Origin of the sequence: Kitasatospora sp. NBC_01250 (assembly GCF_036226465.1) — a bacterium.
Taxonomy (GTDB): Bacteria; Actinomycetota; Actinomycetes; order Streptomycetales; family Streptomycetaceae; genus Kitasatospora.
The window spans coordinates 7,552,400-7,569,110 of the sequence record NZ_CP108476.1 but is presented as its reverse complement, the minus strand read 5'-3'; the positions used below and the strand labels follow the sequence as shown (position 1 = coordinate 7,569,110).

The window sequence follows — 16,711 nt, the reverse complement described above, 5'->3', positions numbered from 1 at the left end:
CCGGCGGCATGGTCAGGAGCTGCAGTCGCTCTTGTAGAGGAACCGGGCCACGCTGGGGTCGCCCACGTTGTCCCGGGTGATGCTGGCCAGGTCGGTCTGGATCGAGGGGGTGACCGGCTTCTTGGTGAGCGCGTCGACCAGCTGGTCGACCGCCTGCTGCCCGATCCCGTAGGGGTCCTGCGAGATCAGGGCGTCCACCGCGCCGCTCTTGAGCGCGGCGACCTGCTGCGGGCCGGCGTCGAAGGAGACCACCTTGATGCTGCCCTGCTTGCCCGCGTTCTTCAGGCCGGTGCCGACCCCCTCGCCGGTCTGCGAGTTGGCCGTGAAGATGCCCACCAGGTTCGGGTGGGCGGCGAGTTCGTCGCCCACCGCGGAGGCGGCACCCTGCGCGGTGTCCCCCACCTGGCGGACGTCGTCGATCTTCAACCCGGGGTACTTGGCGGCGAGTTCCTGCTTGAAGCCCTGGATCCGGGCATTGGTGGTGGTCGTGGTCAGGTCGGGCGTGAGCACCACCACCTCTCCGGTTCCGTTGACCAGCTGGGCCATGGTGTCGGCCGCCTTCTGGCCGCCCTGGAGGTTGTTGGAGGAGATCCGGGTGACGCCGATCGAGCCGTCGGTCAGCGTGGTGTCGACGATCGCCACCTTGGTCCCGTTGTTCTGCAGGGTCCGGATCGGCCCCTGCAGCGAGTTCGGGTCCACCGGCGAGATCAGCACCCCGGCCGGCCGGGTGGCGGTCACGCTGGTCACCGAGCTGACCTGCTCCGGCACGCTCCACTCGGCCGAGCCGGTGGCGGTGAACTTCTCGCCGAGCTTGCCCGCCTCCGCCTGGGCGCCGCACTTCATGGTGATGTAGAACGGGTCGCCGGTGTTGCCGGCCACGAAGGCGATGGACTTGCCGCCCGCGCCCCCGCCGGAGCCGCCCGAGCTGCCACAGCCCGCCACCAGCGCCAGCAGGGCGACCGCGCCTACCGCCAGAATCCTTCTCTGCACCGTGAGTTCCACCTTTCTGGGATCATCGGTTGCTGCGTCTGCGCCGGCGCAACTGGTCGAAGTAGACGGCCAGGATCAGCACCGCGCCGACCGCCACGGTCTGCCAGAAGGACTGCACCTGGAGAATGGTGAAGCCGCTCTGCAGCACCGCGGGGATGAAGACGCCGATGACGGTGCCGATCACCGTGCCGACACCGCCGAACAGGCTGGTACCGCCGAGCACCACGGCGGCGATGGCGTTCAGGTTGTCCTGGGCGCCGCTGGTCAGCGTGGTGCTGCTGTAGTGCGCGAGGTTGAGCACGCCCGCCAGCCCGGAGAGCAGGCCGGACAGCGCGTAGACCTTGATCAGGTGCCGGTCCACCCGGATGCCGACCCGGCCGGCCGCCTCCTCGTTGGAGCCCACCGCCCGGGTGTAGCGGCCGAACCGGGTGGTGTTCAGCGCGAGCGTCGCCAGCGCGACCACCAGCACCGCCACCACGATCAGCCAGGGGATGCCGAACACGCTGCCGCTGCCCACCGAATTGGCTAGCGAGGCCGGCACGTTGCCGACGTCCACACCGTGCGTGAGGATCTGCGCCAGGCCGAGCGCGATGCCCAGCGTGCCCAGCGTGACGATCAGCGGCGGAACCTTCGCCTTGGCCACCCAGAAGCCGTTGAAGACTCCCCAGACCAGCCCGGCGAGCAGCCCCGCGGCCACGCCGGCCAGCACGACCCCGATGCCCGGGTTCGGCCCCGCGTCCAGCCCGTTCATCGTCCGGACCGCGACGACGCCGGAGAAGATGAGCACCGAGCCGACCGACAGGTCGATGCCGGAGGTGACGATCACGAAGGTCTGGCCGACCGCGAGCACCACCAGGATGGCCGACTCGACGGCGATGGACTTGAACTCGAAGGTGGTGGCGAAGGCGTTCGGGCGCAGCGCCGAGAACACCGCCACCAGGACGAGCAGGACCAGGAAGGTCCACAGGGTGTTCTGGCCCCTGGCCCGCTGCCAGAGCAGCGCGAGGGCATGGTCCACCGGCGCCGGGCCTTTGCTCATGTCTCCTCCTCCTCGGTCGCCAGCGCCCCGGTCATCGCGGCCACCAGTTCGTCCAGCGTGGTCTCCGCCGCCTGGAAGCGCGCCACCCGCCGCCCCAGCCGCAGCACTTCGACCCGGTCGGCGACCGAGAGCACCTCGGGCATGTTGTGGCTGATCAGCACCGTGGACACGCCCTGGTCGCGGACCCGCCGGATCAGGTCGAGCACCCGCCCGCGCTGGAGCACGCCGAGCGCGGCGGTCGGCTCGTCCATGAAGACCACCCGGGAGGCCCAGGCCACCGAGCGGGCGATCGCCACGCTCTGCCGCTGGCCGCCCGAGAGGGTGGCCACCGGCGCGTCGATGTCCTTGAGCTCGACGCCGAGTTCGGCGAAGGCGGCCACCGAGTGCTCGCGCATCCCGCGCTTGTCCAGCACCCCGAACGCGCCCAGCAGCCCGGGGCGCAGGCGCTCGCGGCCGAGGAAGAGGTTGGCGGCGGCATCCAGGTCGGCGGCCAGCGCCAGGTCCTGGTAGACCGTCTCGATGCCCAGGCGCTGGGCGTCCCGCGGGCCGGCGAAGGAGACCGGGCGGCCGTCCAGCAGGATCTCGCCCTCGTCCGGAGCCACCGCGCCCACCAGGGTCTTGACCAGGGTGGACTTGCCCGCGCCGTTGTCACCGATGAGCGCGACCACCTCGCCCGGGTACACGGTGAAACCCGCTCCGCGCAGTGCTTCCACCTGGCCGTAGGTCTTCCACAGGCCTCGTGCGTCGAGTAGCGGTTCGGTCATTCCTACCTCCGCCCTGACAACGTTGTCGCCTCTGGCATGAACTCATGGCGGTCGATCACCGTCAAGACTCCGAACCGAAGAAACGGCCGTCAATATCGCTTCGTAACACGCGAGTTCAGCAACTTACCGTCCGCCTGGGCACTACCTATACTGCGCTGGCAACGTTGTCAGAGCCGTCATGTCCACCGCACTCGGAAGGCGGCAGCTCCATGCCTGCACGTCAGGCGCGCCCCGCCGCGGAGCCGGCCGGGCGGTCCACCATGAAGGACGTCGCCGCCGCGGCGGGCGTCGGCGTCAAGACCGTCTCCCGGGTGGTGAACGAGGAGTCCGGGGTCACCGCGGCCACCGCGGCCCGGGTCCGCGAGGCCATCGAGGCACTCGGCTACCGGCGCAACGACGGGGCCCGGCTGCTGCGTCAGGGGCTGCGCACCGGCAGCGTCGGCCTGGTGCTGGAGGACCTCGCCGACCCGTTCTACGCGCCGCTGTGCCGGGCGGTGGAGGAAGTCGCCCGCCGGCACGGCTCGTTGCTCTTCTCCGGCTCCTCCGCCCAGCAGCCGCAGCGCGAACGCGACCTCGCGCTCGCCTTCTGCGCCCGCCGGGTGGACGGGCTGATCCTGGTGCCGACCGGCACCGACCAGGGCTACCTGCTGCCCGAGCAGGCGGCCGGCACCCCGATCGTCTGCGTCGACCGACCGGCCTGCGGCCTGGTGGCCGACACCGTGCTGAGTGCCAACGCGCGCGGCGCCCGCGAGGGCATCGAGCACCTGCTGCGCCAGGGGCACCGCCGGATCGGCTTCCTGGGCGACGCCCCCGAGATCCACACCGCCACCGAACGGCTGCGCGGCTACCGCGCGGCGCTGGCCGCGGCCCGGCTGCCGGCCCGCGAGAGCTGGGTGTCGATGAGCGCGCCCGAACCGGCCCGGATCCGCCTGGCGCTCCAGCGGATGCTCGCGGGCCGCTGGCCGGTCAGCGCCCTGCTGTGCGGCAACAACCGGATCACCGTCGCCGTGCTGCGCGAGCTGGCCGGGCTGCCGCACCGGCCCGCCCTGGTCGGCTTCGACGACTTCGAGCTCGCCGACCTGCTCACCGTGCCGGTCACCGTGGTGGCCCAGGACCCGGCCCGACTCGGGCGCACCGCCGCCGAGTTGCTCTTCGCCCGACTGGCCGGCGAGCACGGCCCGGCGCAGCGGATCGAGCTGCCGACCCGGCTGATCCCGCGCGGCTCCGGCGAACTGCCGGTGCGCTACGCCTGATCCACGCCCGACCTCGCCCCATACATCTGACGAGTCGTCAGTTCTTTCCGCCCTGAGCCTCGTCCGCCGCCTGCTCGGCGGCCCGTACCTCGGCCGCCACCTCCTCGGCCGGCCGGCGCACCAGCTGACCGCCGTGCCGCTCGGCCAGCTCGTCCGCGGGCCGCTGGTCGTGCTCGTGCAGCTCGACGATCAGCATCGCGTGCCCCTCCGCCAGGTCGCGGCTGTAGACCAGCAGGCCCTCGGCCCCCTCCTGGAACTGCTTCAGCTCGGCGGCCCCGCCGAGCACCGTGCCGGCCGTCCAGCCGAGCAGCACCCCCACCGGCCCGCCCAGCAGACCGAGCAGCCCGCCGACGATCCCGGTGGCGACCGTCGGCGTCCCGGCTCCGCGCACCCAGCTCTCCGGCGTGTCGAGCAGTCCCTCGGCCGAGCGCCGCAGCACGGCCGCCTGCCGCGCCCCGGGCAGTTCCTTCGCCTCGGCGAAGGCGGCCAGCGCGGCGGCCGGGTCGGCGAAGGTGACGAAGAGCATGGTGTGGGCGTCGTCCGACATGGGGTCGTCCTCTCCGGAGCTGTGCGGCGCACGGGAGCCGTACCGCGCACGCTGGGGTCTGTCCGGTCGATCCTGCCCGGCAAGATCGGCTGGACAGACCCTAAGCGCCGCGCCCGGGCGGGGCGCGGTGCGACACGCGCGACCCAAGGGGCCGCCGTGGTAGTGCCGAGGGGTGTGTGCGCGGACAATCAGCGCATGTCGCTCCGTGCCGCGCTCAGCGTCCCCGCCCGCTACGGCTGCCTCGTCGCGGGCATGTTCCCGGTGCTCGCCTTCCCCTCGCTCGACCTGGAGCCGCTGGCCTGGGTCGCCCTGGTCCCCGGCCTGCTCCTGCTGCGCGCCGCGCCCAGCGCCCGGGAGGCGGCGGTGCGCGGCTGGTGGTTCGGCACCGGCTTCGTGCTGGCCGCGATGTACTGGCTGCTGCCCAGCGTGGGCCCGGCGCTGCCGCTGATCGCGGTGGTCTTCGGCGTGCTGCAGAGCGGCTTCGGCGTGGCCGCCCGGGCGCTGCTGCGACCGGCGCTGACGGCGCGTCGAGCGCTGGCCGCACTGGTTCTGCTACCGGCCGTCTGGGTGGTGGCGGAGTTCGCCCGCTCCTGGCAGGCGCTCGGCGGCCCCTGGGCGCTGCTCGGCGCCACCCAGTGGCAGCACCCCACCGTGCTGGCGCTGGCCTCGATCGGCGGCATCTGGCTGGTCAGCGCCGCGGTGGTGGCGGTCAACACCGCCGTGCTGCTGGTGCTGGTGGCCGAGCGCACGGCGCTGCGTGCGCTCGGCGCAGGCGCGGCGGCGGCCCTGCTGCTGGCCGGCCCCGCCGCCTTCGCGCTGACCCCGGCCCCGGTCGCGGTGCGCACCGCCACCCTGGCGCTGATCCAGCCGGGCACCAGCCCCGACGGCGCCTCCCGCCTCGGTGCCTCGGCCGCACTCACCAGCGCCCTCACCGACCAGCCCGACCTGGTGGTCTGGGGCGAGAGCAGCGTCACCACCGACCTGTCCCGGGACACCGCCGCACTCTCGCGGCTGCGCGCGCTGGCGGCGACCGGCCACACCGAGCTGCTGGTCAACGAGGACGCCCGGAAGGCCGACGGACACATCTCCAAGGACGCCGTGCTGCTGGACGCGACCGGCATCCAGGCCCGGTACGCCAAGATGCGCCTGGTCCCGTTCGGCGAGTACATCCCGTTCCGCGCGGCGCTCGGCTGGCTGACGGGGATCAGCAAGGCAGCCGCCGAGAACCGCACCCCCGGCCACAGCTTCCACCTCTTCGAACCCGTCGACCGCTCCGGGCGCCCGCTGCCCACCGGGGTGCTGATCTGCTTCGAGTCGGCCTTCCCCGACCTGTCCAGGACCGCCACCCTGCAGGGCGCGCAGCTGCTCGTCTACCAGTCGGCCACCTCCACCTTCCAGCACACCTGGGCCCCGGAGCAGCACGCCTCCCTGGCCGCACTGCGCGCCGCCGAGACCGGTCGCCCGGTGGTGCAGGCCGCGCTCACCGGCGTGTCGGTGGCCTTCGACCCGCAGGGCCGCGAGCTGGCCAGGTACGGCACCGGGCAGCGCGGCACGCTCACCGTCCAGCTCGGCCTGCCCGACCCGCGGGTGCGCACCGTCTACGACCGGATCGGCGACGTGGTGCCCTGGTCGGCGGTGGCGCTCAGCCTCGGCGCGGCCGGCTGTGCCCTGCGCCCGGGCCGCCCGCGCCGCGCCGCCACCGCCCCGGCCGACGAGGGCGCCGAGCAGCCCGCCACCGCGAGCCGCACCTAGCCCCGTCCTACGGCGTGTCCTACGGCGTGTCCGGCGGATCGTGCCGGGCCCGGCTCGGCTGCACCCGCGGCGGCTCGCCCGGCGCCTTCGGGTGATCGGGCGGGTAGGGCATCTCGCCCAGCCCCTCGTCCCGTTCCTGACGCTCCGCCAGCTCCAGCACCGCCTCCAACCCGAAGGCGTGCTCGTCCAGTTCGGCGTACGGATCGCCCAGCTCGGCCAGCCGCGCGGGCACCGTGCGCAGCGTGAAGTCGCCGGGCGCCGCCGCGTCCAGCTCCGTCCAGTGCAGCGGGGTCGAGACGGTCGCCTCGGGCCGCGGGCGCAGCGAGTAGGGCGAGGCGATGGTGCGGTCGCGGGCCATCTGGTTGTAGTCGACGAAGACCCGCCGGCCCCGCTCCTCCTTCCACCAGTGCGTGGTGACCTGGTCCGGCATCCGCCGCTCCAGCGCCCGACCGAGCGCGATCGCGCAGCGCCGCACCTCGGCGAAGGTCCACTCGGGGCGGATCGGCACGTAGACGTGCAGGCCGCGCCCGCCGGAGGTCTTGGGCCAGCCGGTCAGCCCGCACTCCGCCAGCACCTCGCGCAGCTGGTGCGCGGCGCGCACCGCGTCCGTGAAGTCGGTGCCGGGCTGCGGGTCGAGGTCCAGGCGCAGCTCGTCGGGCCGGTCGGTGTCGGGGCGGCGCACCGGCCAGGGGTGGAAGGTCAGGCAGCCGAGGTTGGCCGCCCAGAGCACGGCGGCCGGCTCGCCCGGGCAGATCTCGTCCGCGAACCGCCCGCTGGGGAACGCGATCCGCGCCGTGGGCAGCCAGCCGGGCGTGTTCTTCGGGGCCCGCTTCTGGTAGAAGAACTCGCCCTCCACCCCGTCCGGGAACCGCTGCAGCGTGGTCGGCCGGTCCCGCAGCCCGCGCAGCACCGCCTCGCCGACCGCCTGGTAGTACTGCGCGACGTCCAGCTTGGTGTACCCGGGGCCCGGGTAGTAGACCTTGCCGGGGTTGGACAGCTTGACGCTCCGCCCCCCGACCTCCAGCTGCACCGATTCGCCCATGTCTCCACGCTAGGTGCACGCGCTGCGGGGCGCGCGGGGGTGACGCAGGATCAGTGCATGGACCTTCCCGTGATGCCGCCCGTGCAGCCGATGCTCGCCAAGGCGGTCGACGAGATCCCCGCCGGCATGCACTACGAGGCCAAGTGGGACGGCTTCCGGGCGATCGTCTTCCGGGACGGTGACGAGGTGGAGGTGCTCAGCCGCACGGGCAAGTCGCTGGCCCGCTACTTCCCCGAGCTGCTGGAGGCCTGCCGCGCCGAGCTGCCGGCCCGCTGCGTGCTGGACGGCGAGATCGTGCTGGCGCACGACGGCCGGCTGCACTTCGAGGAGCTGCAGGAGCGGATCCACCCCGCGGCCTCCCGGGTGCGCAAGCTCGCCGCCGAGCACCCGGTCACCTTCATCGCCTTCGACCTGCTCGCACTGGACGACCAGGCGCTGACCGAGCAGCCGCTCTCCGTGCGCCGCCCCGCGCTGGTGCGCGCCCTCGCGGACGCCGGGCCCTGGGTGCACGTCGCGCCGGCCACCCGGGACCGCGAGCTGGCCGGCACCTGGTTCACCCGGTTCGAGGGCGCGGGGCTGGACGGCATCGTGGCCAAGCCGCTGGCGGAGCCGTACCGCCCGGGGGTCCGTTCGATGTTCAAGATCAAGCACGGCCGCACCGCCGACTGCGTGGTGGCCGGCTACCGCGAGCACAAGGACGGCCAGGGCGTCGGCTCCCTGCTGCTGGGCCTGTACGACGCGGCGGGCACGCTCCAGCACGTCGGCGTCTGCGCCTCCTTCACCGCCGCCCGCCGCCGCGAGCTGGCCGCCGAACTAGCCCCGCTGCGGCTGACCGATCCCGCCGGGCACCCGTGGGCCGCCTGGACCGAGGAGAGCGCGCACGAGGCGAGCCGGATGCCCGGTGCCCCCAGCCGGTGGAGCAGCGGCAAGGCCGGCCAGGCCGCCAAGGACGCCACCTGGGTCGCGCTCCGCCCTGAGCGGGTCTGCGAGGTCGCGTACGATCACATGGAAGGGACCCGGTTCCGGCACACCACCCGCTTCCAGCGCTGGCGCCCCGACCGGACCCCGCGAAGCTGCGACTACGGCCAGCTGGAGGAGCCGGTCGGCTACCACCTGGCGCAGCTGCTGGACGACGGCAGGTCGCCGGACCGGTGACGCGCGAGGACGTACCACCTGGCGCGGCACCCGAAGGGACAGCAGGTGAGGATCATGGTCCTGTCACGGCACGAGGCTCGGGAGAGCCGGCGGATCGAGGCGCGGCTGACGGCCGAGGACCCACAGCTGGCCCGCCGCTTCGAACAGTGGCGCCGCAGCCGCGAGCGAGTCGCGGAGGCCGCCGCCCTGGCCACCGGGCGCGGCGTGGAGAACCCGCTGGACGACTCCGCCACCCGGCTGCGGCGCCTGTGGCACGAGCTGCTGCGCGGCCGGATCCCGCTCCCCTAGAGCCTCTCCCCCGGGCCACCGGATCCCCCGATCGGGCGCACCCGCGCGCCCGCGCCGCCCGGCGGACCGTTCGTTTTGGCACCATCGACTCAGGGGACACGCGAGGCCGAGAAGGTGAGAGCGGATGTCCAGTGACGCGATCGTGCTGCTGAAGCAGGAACACAAGGAGCTGCAGCGGCTCTTCAAGGAGTACCGCGCGCTCGGCGCCGACCAGTCGGCTGCCCGCGGCGATCTCGCGCTGCACATCGTGCACGACCTCACCGTCCACTCCTACCTGGTCGACGAGGTGCTGTATCCGCAGGTCAGCGCCGTGCTCCGGGATCCGGCCCACGAGGCGCTGCGCGGCTACCGGGACCACCGGGTGATCGACCGGCTGTGCGAGGAGGTGGCGGCGCGCTCGCCCACCGAGCCGGGCTTCACCGGCCAGATGGACGCCCTGCTGTCGGCCGCCGCCCAGCAGATGAGCCGGGAGGAACGCGAGTGGTTCCCGCAGCTGCGGGCCGCGCTGCGCCGCACCGACCTGCAGCAGATCGGCACCCGGCTGCTGGCCGTGCGCGAGACCGCACCGCGCCACCACCCACCGGTTTCCGGGACCCCGTCCGGGGCACCGGGCCAGACGGGGGCGTGACGAGCCCGGGACGGGTACCTGAAGAGCACGGGGGCACCGAGCACCATCCGCCAGCACGACAGCCAGGAGGCACCCGCTATGCAACCGACCGCCACCCCGGACGGCGACCCCGGGGGCGTCGCCGCCCGCAGCCTGCTCGACGAGCGACTGCTGCACGAGCTGGAACAGCTCCACCGGACCAGGCACGAGACCTTCCTCTACGGGTCCGACGACGCGCTGCGGCACCACAACGAGCGCACCGCCGAACTGGAGGCGGAGTACCTGCGGCGCTTCCCGGACCGCCTGGTCACCGCGGGACGCACCCGCTCCGGTGCCCGGGCCAGGGAGACGGCCGCGCACATCGAGGCCACCCCGCAGTGAGCCGACCCGCCAGCACGCCGACCGCCGTGGCACCGCGCAGTGAGGAGGGCCCGATGAGCCAGGAGGGCGCCGACCGGCGCCGGCGCGAGGTGCTGCGCCTGTACGCCGAGGCGCTGGCCTCGGTGGGGCGCCGGGTCCAGGGCGTGGCCGCCAACCAGTGGCAGACCGCCAGCCCGTGCTCGGCGCGGTCGGTCCACGAACTGGTCAACCACCTGACGGCCGAGCAGCTCTGGGTGCCCGAGCTGCTGCGCGGCGCCACCCCCTGCCAGGTGGGCGGCCGGTTCGCGGGTGACGTGCTGGGCGCCGACCCGGCCGCCAGCTGGAGCGCCGCGGCCACCGCCGCCCGGGAGGCGTTCGGTGCGCCGGGGGCGCTGGAGCTGGCGGTCCGCCTGTCCACCGGTGAGCGCCCCGCGCTGGAGTTCTGCGCGCAGCTGACCGTCGATCTGACCGTGCACACCTGGGACCTGGCCCGAGCCACCGGCCAGGACCCGCACCTGGCACCCGAGCTGGTGGAGTTCGCCCTGCACGAGCTCGCACCACGCCCGGGGCCGGCGGTTGCGGTCGGGTGCTTCGCGCCCGCGGTGCCGACCGTGCCGCACGCCGATCCGCAGACCAGGATGCTCGGCCTGGTCGGCCGCCGCTGCGCGCCGCAACCACCGTTCGACCCCGAACTCACCGACTGACCTGATCGTCCGCCAGACCGGGCCCGAGGGACCCGGCCGGACCGGCCCGCCCGCGCGCTTGAACGCGCGTCACGCCGGCCCGACGATCGGTCAGGGACAGCTCCGCCCTGGTCATCGACCTGGGCGGATCGTCCGGTATCGTCCCGCTCTCAAGACGCAATGCCCCCGGCCGGCCGCCCGGCCCGCCGGGGCGGTGCGCTCTCACCACAGTGCGCCTACGTTCCCAGGGAGCAATCTCAGTGCACCACCCTCTGCGCCGGACTCTTCCGGCTCTGGCGGCGCTCGGCATAGCCGTGACCGCCCCCCTCCTCGCCGCCGGGCCCGCCCAGGCCCACGAAGGCGCGCGCTGCGACGACGCCGGTCTCAGCTACTCGACCGACGGCACGCACTGGGTCACCAGCGGCGGCCTGTCGGGCACCACCGGCAGCGTCCAGGTCAAGGTCGACGGCGCCAGCAAGGGCTGCTCGTACCAGGTCTCGCTGGCCTCGTACAGCACCCAGGGGCCCACCTGGGCCAGCTCCGGCACCCAGACCTTCCTCGGCTGGGCGACCACGACGCTGACCAGCGCGAAGCCGCAGGCGACGCTGGACATCAGCGCCCACCTGCCGCAGTGCTACGGCCAGATCGACCTGTACAGCGGTTCGGCCAAGCACGACGGGGTCAGCGCCCCGCTGCCGCACTACCCGACCGCCGTCTACAACGGCGACCTGATCAGCGCCTGGAACGGCGGCAAGGCGTGCCAGGCCCCGACGCCCACCCCGTCGCCCAGCGTCCCGGCCCCGACCCCGTCGGCCGGCGCGAGCGTCCCCGGCGTCCCGTCGCCCTCGCCGTCGGCGCCCACCTCGCCGAGCCCCTCGGCCGGTGTGCCGTCGCCGAGCGCCTCGGCCCCCGGCACGGGCACGCCCAGCGCCTCGCACCCGGCCTCGCCCAGTGCCTCGGCCCCGGCGGGCCCGAGCACCAGGCCGAGCGCCTCGGCCACGGTGCAGCCCACCAGCTCGGCCCCGGCCTCCGCGGTCGCCGTCGCGAGCCCGTCCTCGCCGGCGCCCACCGCCTCGGCCGACGCCACCGGTGAGCCGGTCGGCACGCCGTCGGTCAAGCCGGTCTCGGCCACGCCCACCGGCCTGGCCTTCACCGGCACCAACGGCACGCAGCTGACCGCCTTCGCGGGCGGCGGCGCGGCGCTGCTGGTGATCGGCGCCGGCGCGGTGTACTTCGCCCGCCGCCGCAGCGCCCAGCGCTGACCCACCCGCGCCCGTGTCACCGGCCTGCTCGGCCGGTGACACGGACGCATGCGTCTGTCGGCCCGGGTTCAGTGGGCCCGGGCCGCGGCGCCCCGCACCTCCAGACCGGCCAGCAGCTGACCGGTGGCCGCGGCGATGTCCGCGACGGCCTGGTCGAACACCACCCGGTTGTGTGCGGCCGGCGCCCGGAACCCGGACACCTTGCGGACGTACTGCAGCGCCGCCGCGTGGATGTCGGCCTCGGTGACCTCGGGCGAGACGGGCGGGCGGAGGGTCTTGATGCTTCGGCACATGCCTCCAGTCTGCTCCTCGTCCCCGCGCGCCCCCGCGCCACGCCGGCCTGCTCCCGTCGCCGGCCAGGAGTAGCGCCGCCCGGGGCAGCGGGCGAGCATGAGGGCATGCTGCTGGCCGACCTCGCCCGGACCTCGCAGGAGGTCGCCGCCACCTCGGCCCGTTCCCGCAAGACCGCGCTGCTGGCCGAGCTGTTCCGGACCGGCGAACCGGCCGAGGCCCCCACCGTGATCACCTACCTGGCCGGCCGCCTGCCGCAGGGCCGGCTCGGCGTGGGCTGGAAGCTGCTCGCCGAGCCCGTTCCCCCGGCCACCGACGCCACCTTGACGGTCCGCCAGGTGTCCGCCGCACTGGACCGGCTCGCCGCCGTGCGCGGCGCCGGCGCCCAGGCCGAGCGGCGCCGCCTGCTGGCCGGGCTGCTGGCCGCCGCCACCGCGCCCGAGCAGGAGTTCCTGATCCGGCTGATCGGCGGCGAGGTGCGCCAGGGCGCCCTGGACGCGCTGGCGGTGGAGGCACTCGCGGCGGCGGCCGGCGCACCCGCCGAACAGGTGCGCCGGGCGGTGATGCTCGGCGGCACGCTGGGTGCGGTGGCCGAGCGGCTGCTGACCGAGGGCCCGGCGGCGCTGGCGGAGTTCCGGCTGACGGTCGGCCGCCCGGTGCTGCCGATGCTGGCGCAGAGCGCGAAGAGCGTCGACGAGGCGCTGGGGCGGCTGGGCCCGTGCGCGGTGGAGGAGAAGCTGGACGGCATCCGGATCCAGGTGCACCGCGACGGGCGGGCGGTGCACGTCTACACCAGGACGCTGGAGGAGATCACCGACCGGCTGCCCGAGGTGGTGGCCGCGGTGCTCGCGCTGCCCGCGACGCGCGTGGTGCTGGACGGCGAGGTGATCGCGCTGGACGCCCGTGGCCGGCCGCGTCCGTTCCAGCAGATCGCGGGTCGGGTCGGCTCCCGGCTGGACGTCGCCGGCGCCACCGAGTCGGTGCCGCTCTCCCCCGCCTTCTTCGACCTGCTGACCCTGGACGACCGGGACCTGCTGGACCTGCCCGCCGAACGGCGGCACGCCGAGCTGGCCCGTCTGGTGCCGCAACCGCTGCGGGTGCGCCGACTGGTGGCGGCCGACCCGGCGGACCCGGCCACCCGGCAGGCGGCCGAGGCCTTCGCCGCCGCGGCGCTGGCCGGCGGGCAGGAGGGCGTGGTGGTCAAGGCGCTGGACGCCCCGTACACGGCGGGCCGGCGCCAGGCGTCCTGGCTCAAGGTGAAGCCGGTGCACACGCTGGACCTGGTGGTCCTGGCCGCCGAGTGGGGGCACGGGCGCCGGGCCGGGCGGCTGTCCAACCTGCACCTGGGCGCACGGCGGGCGGACGGTTCCTTCGCCATGCTCGGCAAGACCTTCAAGGGACTGACCGACGCGCTGCTCGACCGGCAGACCGAGCAGCTGGCCCGCCTCGCCGTGGAGCGACCGGCCTGGGGCGTGCGGGTGCGGCCCGAGCTGGTGGTGGAGATCGCCTTCGACGGGGTGCAGCGCTCGACCCGCTACCCCGAGGGGGTCACGCTGCGCTTTGCCCGGGTGCTGCGCTACCGCGAGGACAAGCCGGCCGCCGAGGCGGACACGGTCGAGGCGGTGCGGGCGCTGCTTCCGGAAGAAGTCTGAGGAATCCGGGCGACCCGGAAATATCTGACTAGTCAGGTACTGTTCCCTCTGACGACAGGCCGTACCGAACCCCGCAAGGAGAGCCACCATGTCCAAGATCACCGTCTTCGGCGCCAACGGCACCATCGGCAGCCGCATCGTCCGCGAGGCACTGAACCGCGGCCACCAGGTCACCGCCGTGGTCCGCGACCCCGCCAAGATCACCGAGACGCACCCGTCGCTGACCGTCACCCAGGGCGACGTGCTCGACCCGGCCTCGGTCAGCGCCGTCGCCGCCGGCCAGGACGTGCTGGTCAGCGCTGTGGGCGGCGGGGACGGCCCGGGCCACCTGGCCACCATCGAGCCCTCCGCCAAGTCCCTGGTGGCCGGCCTGCGGGCACTGGGCGACGGCGCGCCGCGGCTGATCGCGGTCGGCGGCGCCGGCTCGCTGCGCACCCCCGACGGCAAGCAGGTCTGGGACAAGGAGGGGCTGCCCGAGTTCCTGCTGCAGATCATGCACGCGCACGGTGACGCGCTGGACTTCTACCGCACCGTCAGCGACGTGACCTGGACCAGCTTCAGCCCGGCCGGGACGATCGAGCCCGGCGAGCGGACCGGCGCCTACCGCACCGGCCTGGAGGACCTGCTGATCGGCGCGGACGGCACCAGCCGGATCTCCACCGAGGACTACGCCCTCGCACTGGTCGACGAGATCGAGCAGCCGGCGCACCTGGGCGAGCGCTTCACCGTCGGCTACTGAGACAGGCTGCTCGGGACGACCCCGGGGCGGGGCCGCCGGCCACCCACTGGACCAGCGGCCCCGCTCCGGCCACGATGGGGCACCGGTCGTCGCGGCCCGCGGCGGCCCGCCGGCCGGACCGTGACAGAGCGACCGGACCAGCAGACCGACAGGACCCCAGGGAGTGCCACCCGTGCCGGAGACCGCCCCGCAGCCCCGCACCGCCGCGCAGGTCGCCGCCGATCCGCGGATCCAGGCGATCGGCGTGCTCTTCAACACCTCCGCACTGATGGAACGGCTGCTGGGCGGCGCGATCCAGCGCGCGGCGGGGATCAGCCACTCGATGTTCGAGGTGCTGCTGATCCTGGCCGCCCACCCCGACGGCACCCCGATGAGCCGCCTCTCCGGCGGCCTGGTGCTCACCAGCGGCGGCGCCACCCGGCTGATCGACCGCATGGTGGAGGCCGGCCTGGTCACCAGGTCGCCCTCCCCCGCCGACCGGCGGGTCCAGCTGGTGACCATGACCCGCCAGGGCGAACGGACCCTGGTGACCGCCGCCGCGGCCCACACCCGCGAGGCCGAACGGCTGATGCACGGCGCCCTGTCGGCCGACGAGGCGAGCGGGCTGGTGACGGCGCTGGACCGGCTGGGCACCCACGCCCGCGCCGAGCTGCCGCCGCTGGGCTGACCCCGGCCGCTCACCGGTCCCGGCCGGGCGATCCGCCGTCAGGGCGAGGTGCTGTCCGGGTGACCGTCCAGCCGTCCCGACCAGTGCGGCTCCACCGCCGCCCAGCCGCTGGCCCAGCGCTGCCCGCCGCGGCGCTCGATCACCTGCCGGCGCAGCCCGTAGGCGGCGAGCACGGCCGCGCTCGTCAGCAGCCACAGACCGGTGCCCGTGCCCACCGCCAGCAGGGCCAGGCTCAGGCGGGAGGGCGGCGGGTCGGCGAGGGCGCCGTCGTCGGTCACCCAGACCGGCACCGTGCCGCCCTGGAGGGCCGCCTGCGGCAGGTCGATCCGGGCGGTCACGGCGTACCCGGCCGGATAGTCCCAGGTCACGACCACCCCGTCACCGCCCTTGAAGCGGTGGCCGGGCGAGGTGGCGTCGGGGCGCACCGAACCGGTCACCACCGCCGCGATCCGGTGCAGGCGCGCGGTGCGGTCGGCGGCCCGGGCATCGGCGGCGAGCACGCCGCGGACGGCCGGCAGGGCGCCGAGCAGCAGCGCGGCCAGCAGGCCGAGGACGAGGAGCAGCAGCGCCCGGCTGCGGGCGCGGTCCAGCGGGCGACAGAGCGGGCCGAGGTCACCGCCCAGCGCGCAACGCAGGTGCTGCCAGGTCGCGTTGGGCATGCGCTGTCCGGACGGGACCCGCCGGTTCGGCGGCTCGCGCCGGTCCGGCTGGGGGTGGGTTCCAGGGTTGCGCCGCACGGTCATCCCTCCCCTCCCGTGCCGCACTGACAATCTGACGATAACTCAGCCAAGGGCCCCAACGGCAAGGGTCAGGACGGGGCGGATCCATGCGACCGCGGCGGGCGGACCATCAGTCGGTGCCGGCCGGACAGAGGCCGAAGGCGGCGCCCTGACGGTCGCCCAGCACGGCGATCCGCCGCCCGCCCGCCAGGTCCATCGGCCCCATCAGGGCCCGGCCGCCGAGCTCCTCGGCCCGCCGCACCGTGGCGTCCACCTCCGCCACCGCGAAGTAGGGCAGCCAGTGCGAGGGGACCTCGGGCGGAAACTCCTCGCCCAGCGCCGCCATGCCGCCGAAGTCCGCCCCGTCGATCCCCCACTGGCTGTAGCCCGTGCCGGCGTTGAGGCTCCAGCCGAAGACCTCGCGGTAGAAGGCGGTGGCCGCCGGCACGTCGCGGGTGTGCAGCTCGACCCAGCCGAGCGAGACCGCCTCGTTGATCACCGCCGCCCCAGGGAAGGCCCGCGCCTGCCAGAGCGCGAAGACCGCGCCGGTGGGGTCGGCGGCCACCGCGAAGCGGCCCGCGTCGAAGACGTCCACCGGCTCCACCACCAGCCGTCCGCCCGCCCTGCTCACCGCCGCCACGGCGGCGTCGGTGTCGGGCACCGCGAACGAGACGCCCCAGGCGGTGGGCTGCCCGGGAGCGTAGAGCGGGCTGAGTGCGGCCACCGGCTGCTCGCCGCGCAGCAGCATGGTGTAGCCGCCGGCCTCCGGCCGCGGGTCGGTCTCGGCGCGCCAGTCGAAGAGCTCGCGGTAGAACTCCTTGGCGCCCTCCGGGTCGGCCGTGCCCAGCTCCACCCAGCACGGCCCGCCGGTGACCACTTTGTCGTACTTCACCCTGATTGC

19 protein-coding genes are annotated in these 16,711 nt (G+C 74.5%); 11 read left to right on the top strand and 8 right to left on the bottom strand.

Going from position 1 to position 16,711, the window contains the following annotated elements; translation table 11 throughout:
* Positions 1 to 12: 12 nt before the first annotated feature.
* From OG500_RS32105 to OG500_RS32095, 3 genes are read right to left on the bottom strand one after another with little or no spacing between them, the layout of a single operon-like run.
* Positions 13 to 990: an ABC transporter substrate-binding protein gene (locus tag OG500_RS32105; RefSeq protein ID WP_327070335.1), complete on the bottom strand. Its 978-nt coding sequence runs from the start codon at positions 988 to 990 to the stop codon at positions 13 to 15.
* 22 nt (positions 991 to 1,012) lie between these two features.
* Positions 1,013 to 2,029 carry an ABC transporter permease gene (locus tag OG500_RS32100; protein ID WP_327070334.1) on the bottom strand — a complete coding sequence of 339 codons (1,017 nt, stop codon included), beginning with the start codon at positions 2,027 to 2,029 and terminating at the stop codon, positions 1,013 to 1,015.
* The gene (locus OG500_RS32095; protein WP_329585188.1) at positions 2,026 to 2,793 is read right to left on the bottom strand and encodes an ATP-binding cassette domain-containing protein; all 768 of its coding nucleotides are present in this window, start codon (positions 2,791 to 2,793) and stop codon (positions 2,026 to 2,028) included. Before OG500_RS32095 ends, OG500_RS32100 begins: the two co-directional genes overlap by 4 nt.
* Positions 2,794 to 3,002: 209 nt before the next feature.
* Here OG500_RS32095 and OG500_RS32090 point away from each other — a divergent pair, with 209 nt between their 5' ends.
* A complete protein-coding gene (locus tag OG500_RS32090; RefSeq protein ID WP_327070332.1) occupies positions 3,003 to 4,046 on the top strand; it encodes a LacI family DNA-binding transcriptional regulator in 1,044 nt (347 codons plus the stop codon).
* A 37-nt stretch (positions 4,047 to 4,083) separates the two neighbouring features.
* Here OG500_RS32090 and OG500_RS32085 read toward each other — a convergent pair whose 3' ends face one another.
* Positions 4,084 to 4,593 carry a histidine kinase gene (locus tag OG500_RS32085; protein ID WP_327070331.1) on the bottom strand — a complete coding sequence of 170 codons (510 nt, stop codon included), beginning with the start codon at positions 4,591 to 4,593 and terminating at the stop codon, positions 4,084 to 4,086.
* 195 nt (positions 4,594 to 4,788) lie between these two features.
* Between OG500_RS32085 and lnt the strand changes: the two genes are divergently transcribed.
* Positions 4,789 to 6,345, top strand: coding sequence for an apolipoprotein N-acyltransferase (gene lnt, locus OG500_RS32080; RefSeq protein ID WP_329585183.1), 1,557 nt, complete (start codon positions 4,789 to 4,791; stop codon positions 6,343 to 6,345).
* Positions 6,346 to 6,364: 19 nt separating this feature from the next.
* Here the strand turns inward: lnt and ligD are convergent, their stop codons facing one another.
* The gene (ligD, locus tag OG500_RS32075) at positions 6,365 to 7,387 is read right to left on the bottom strand and encodes a non-homologous end-joining DNA ligase (RefSeq protein ID WP_329585181.1); all 1,023 of its coding nucleotides are present in this window, start codon (positions 7,385 to 7,387) and stop codon (positions 6,365 to 6,367) included.
* 57 nt (positions 7,388 to 7,444) lie between these two features.
* On the opposite strand from ligD, the gene OG500_RS32070 reads away from it, so the two are divergent.
* From OG500_RS32070 to OG500_RS32045, 6 genes are all read left to right on the top strand, one after another.
* Positions 7,445 to 8,542 carry an ATP-dependent DNA ligase gene (locus OG500_RS32070; protein WP_327070328.1) on the top strand — a complete coding sequence of 366 codons (1,098 nt, stop codon included), beginning with the start codon at positions 7,445 to 7,447 and terminating at the stop codon, positions 8,540 to 8,542.
* 54 nt (positions 8,543 to 8,596) lie between these two features.
* Positions 8,597 to 8,830, top strand: a complete 234-nt coding sequence (locus OG500_RS32065) for a DUF3040 domain-containing protein (protein ID WP_327070327.1) — start codon at positions 8,597 to 8,599, stop codon at positions 8,828 to 8,830.
* 124 nt (positions 8,831 to 8,954) lie between these two features.
* Positions 8,955 to 9,458 (top strand): hemerythrin domain-containing protein, encoded by a 504-nt coding sequence (locus tag OG500_RS32060; RefSeq protein ID WP_327070326.1) that lies wholly within the window; start codon positions 8,955 to 8,957, stop codon positions 9,456 to 9,458.
* Between the two features lie 78 nt (positions 9,459 to 9,536).
* On the top strand, positions 9,537 to 9,818 hold the full coding sequence (locus OG500_RS32055; protein ID WP_329585175.1) for a DUF6158 family protein: 282 nt from the start codon (positions 9,537 to 9,539) through the stop codon (positions 9,816 to 9,818).
* 53 nt (positions 9,819 to 9,871) lie between these two features.
* The gene (locus OG500_RS32050) at positions 9,872 to 10,501 is read left to right on the top strand and encodes a TIGR03086 family metal-binding protein (RefSeq protein ID WP_329585172.1); all 630 of its coding nucleotides are present in this window, start codon (positions 9,872 to 9,874) and stop codon (positions 10,499 to 10,501) included.
* A gap of 293 nt (positions 10,502 to 10,794) precedes the next feature.
* The gene (locus OG500_RS32045; RefSeq protein WP_327070323.1) at positions 10,795 to 11,742 is read left to right on the top strand and encodes a hypothetical protein; all 948 of its coding nucleotides are present in this window, start codon (positions 10,795 to 10,797) and stop codon (positions 11,740 to 11,742) included.
* Positions 11,743 to 11,810: 68 nt separating this feature from the next.
* Here OG500_RS32045 and OG500_RS32040 read toward each other — a convergent pair whose 3' ends face one another.
* A complete protein-coding gene (locus OG500_RS32040) occupies positions 11,811 to 12,035 on the bottom strand; it encodes a DUF2277 domain-containing protein (RefSeq protein WP_327070322.1) in 225 nt (74 codons plus the stop codon).
* Positions 12,036 to 12,140: 105 nt separating this feature from the next.
* Here OG500_RS32040 and OG500_RS32035 point away from each other — a divergent pair, with 105 nt between their 5' ends.
* From OG500_RS32035 to OG500_RS32025, 3 genes are all read left to right on the top strand, one after another.
* Entirely contained in the window at positions 12,141 to 13,685 is a 1,545-nt protein-coding gene (locus OG500_RS32035) for an ATP-dependent DNA ligase (RefSeq protein ID WP_329585168.1), read from the top strand.
* A gap of 88 nt (positions 13,686 to 13,773) precedes the next feature.
* Entirely contained in the window at positions 13,774 to 14,424 is a 651-nt protein-coding gene (locus tag OG500_RS32030; protein ID WP_329585165.1) for an NAD(P)-dependent oxidoreductase, read from the top strand.
* Between the two features lie 172 nt (positions 14,425 to 14,596).
* On the top strand, positions 14,597 to 15,091 hold the full coding sequence (locus OG500_RS32025) for a MarR family winged helix-turn-helix transcriptional regulator (RefSeq protein ID WP_327070319.1): 495 nt from the start codon (positions 14,597 to 14,599) through the stop codon (positions 15,089 to 15,091).
* A 38-nt stretch (positions 15,092 to 15,129) separates the two neighbouring features.
* Here the strand turns inward: OG500_RS32025 and OG500_RS32020 are convergent, their stop codons facing one another.
* Together OG500_RS32020 and OG500_RS32015 are read right to left on the bottom strand one after the other, a co-directional pair.
* Entirely contained in the window at positions 15,130 to 15,750 is a 621-nt protein-coding gene (locus tag OG500_RS32020; protein ID WP_329585162.1) for an Rv1733c family protein, read from the bottom strand.
* Positions 15,751 to 15,940: 190 nt separating this feature from the next.
* Positions 15,941 to 16,702, bottom strand: a complete 762-nt coding sequence (locus OG500_RS32015) for a VOC family protein (RefSeq protein WP_327070317.1) — start codon at positions 16,700 to 16,702, stop codon at positions 15,941 to 15,943.
* Positions 16,703 to 16,711 lie beyond the last annotated feature (9 nt).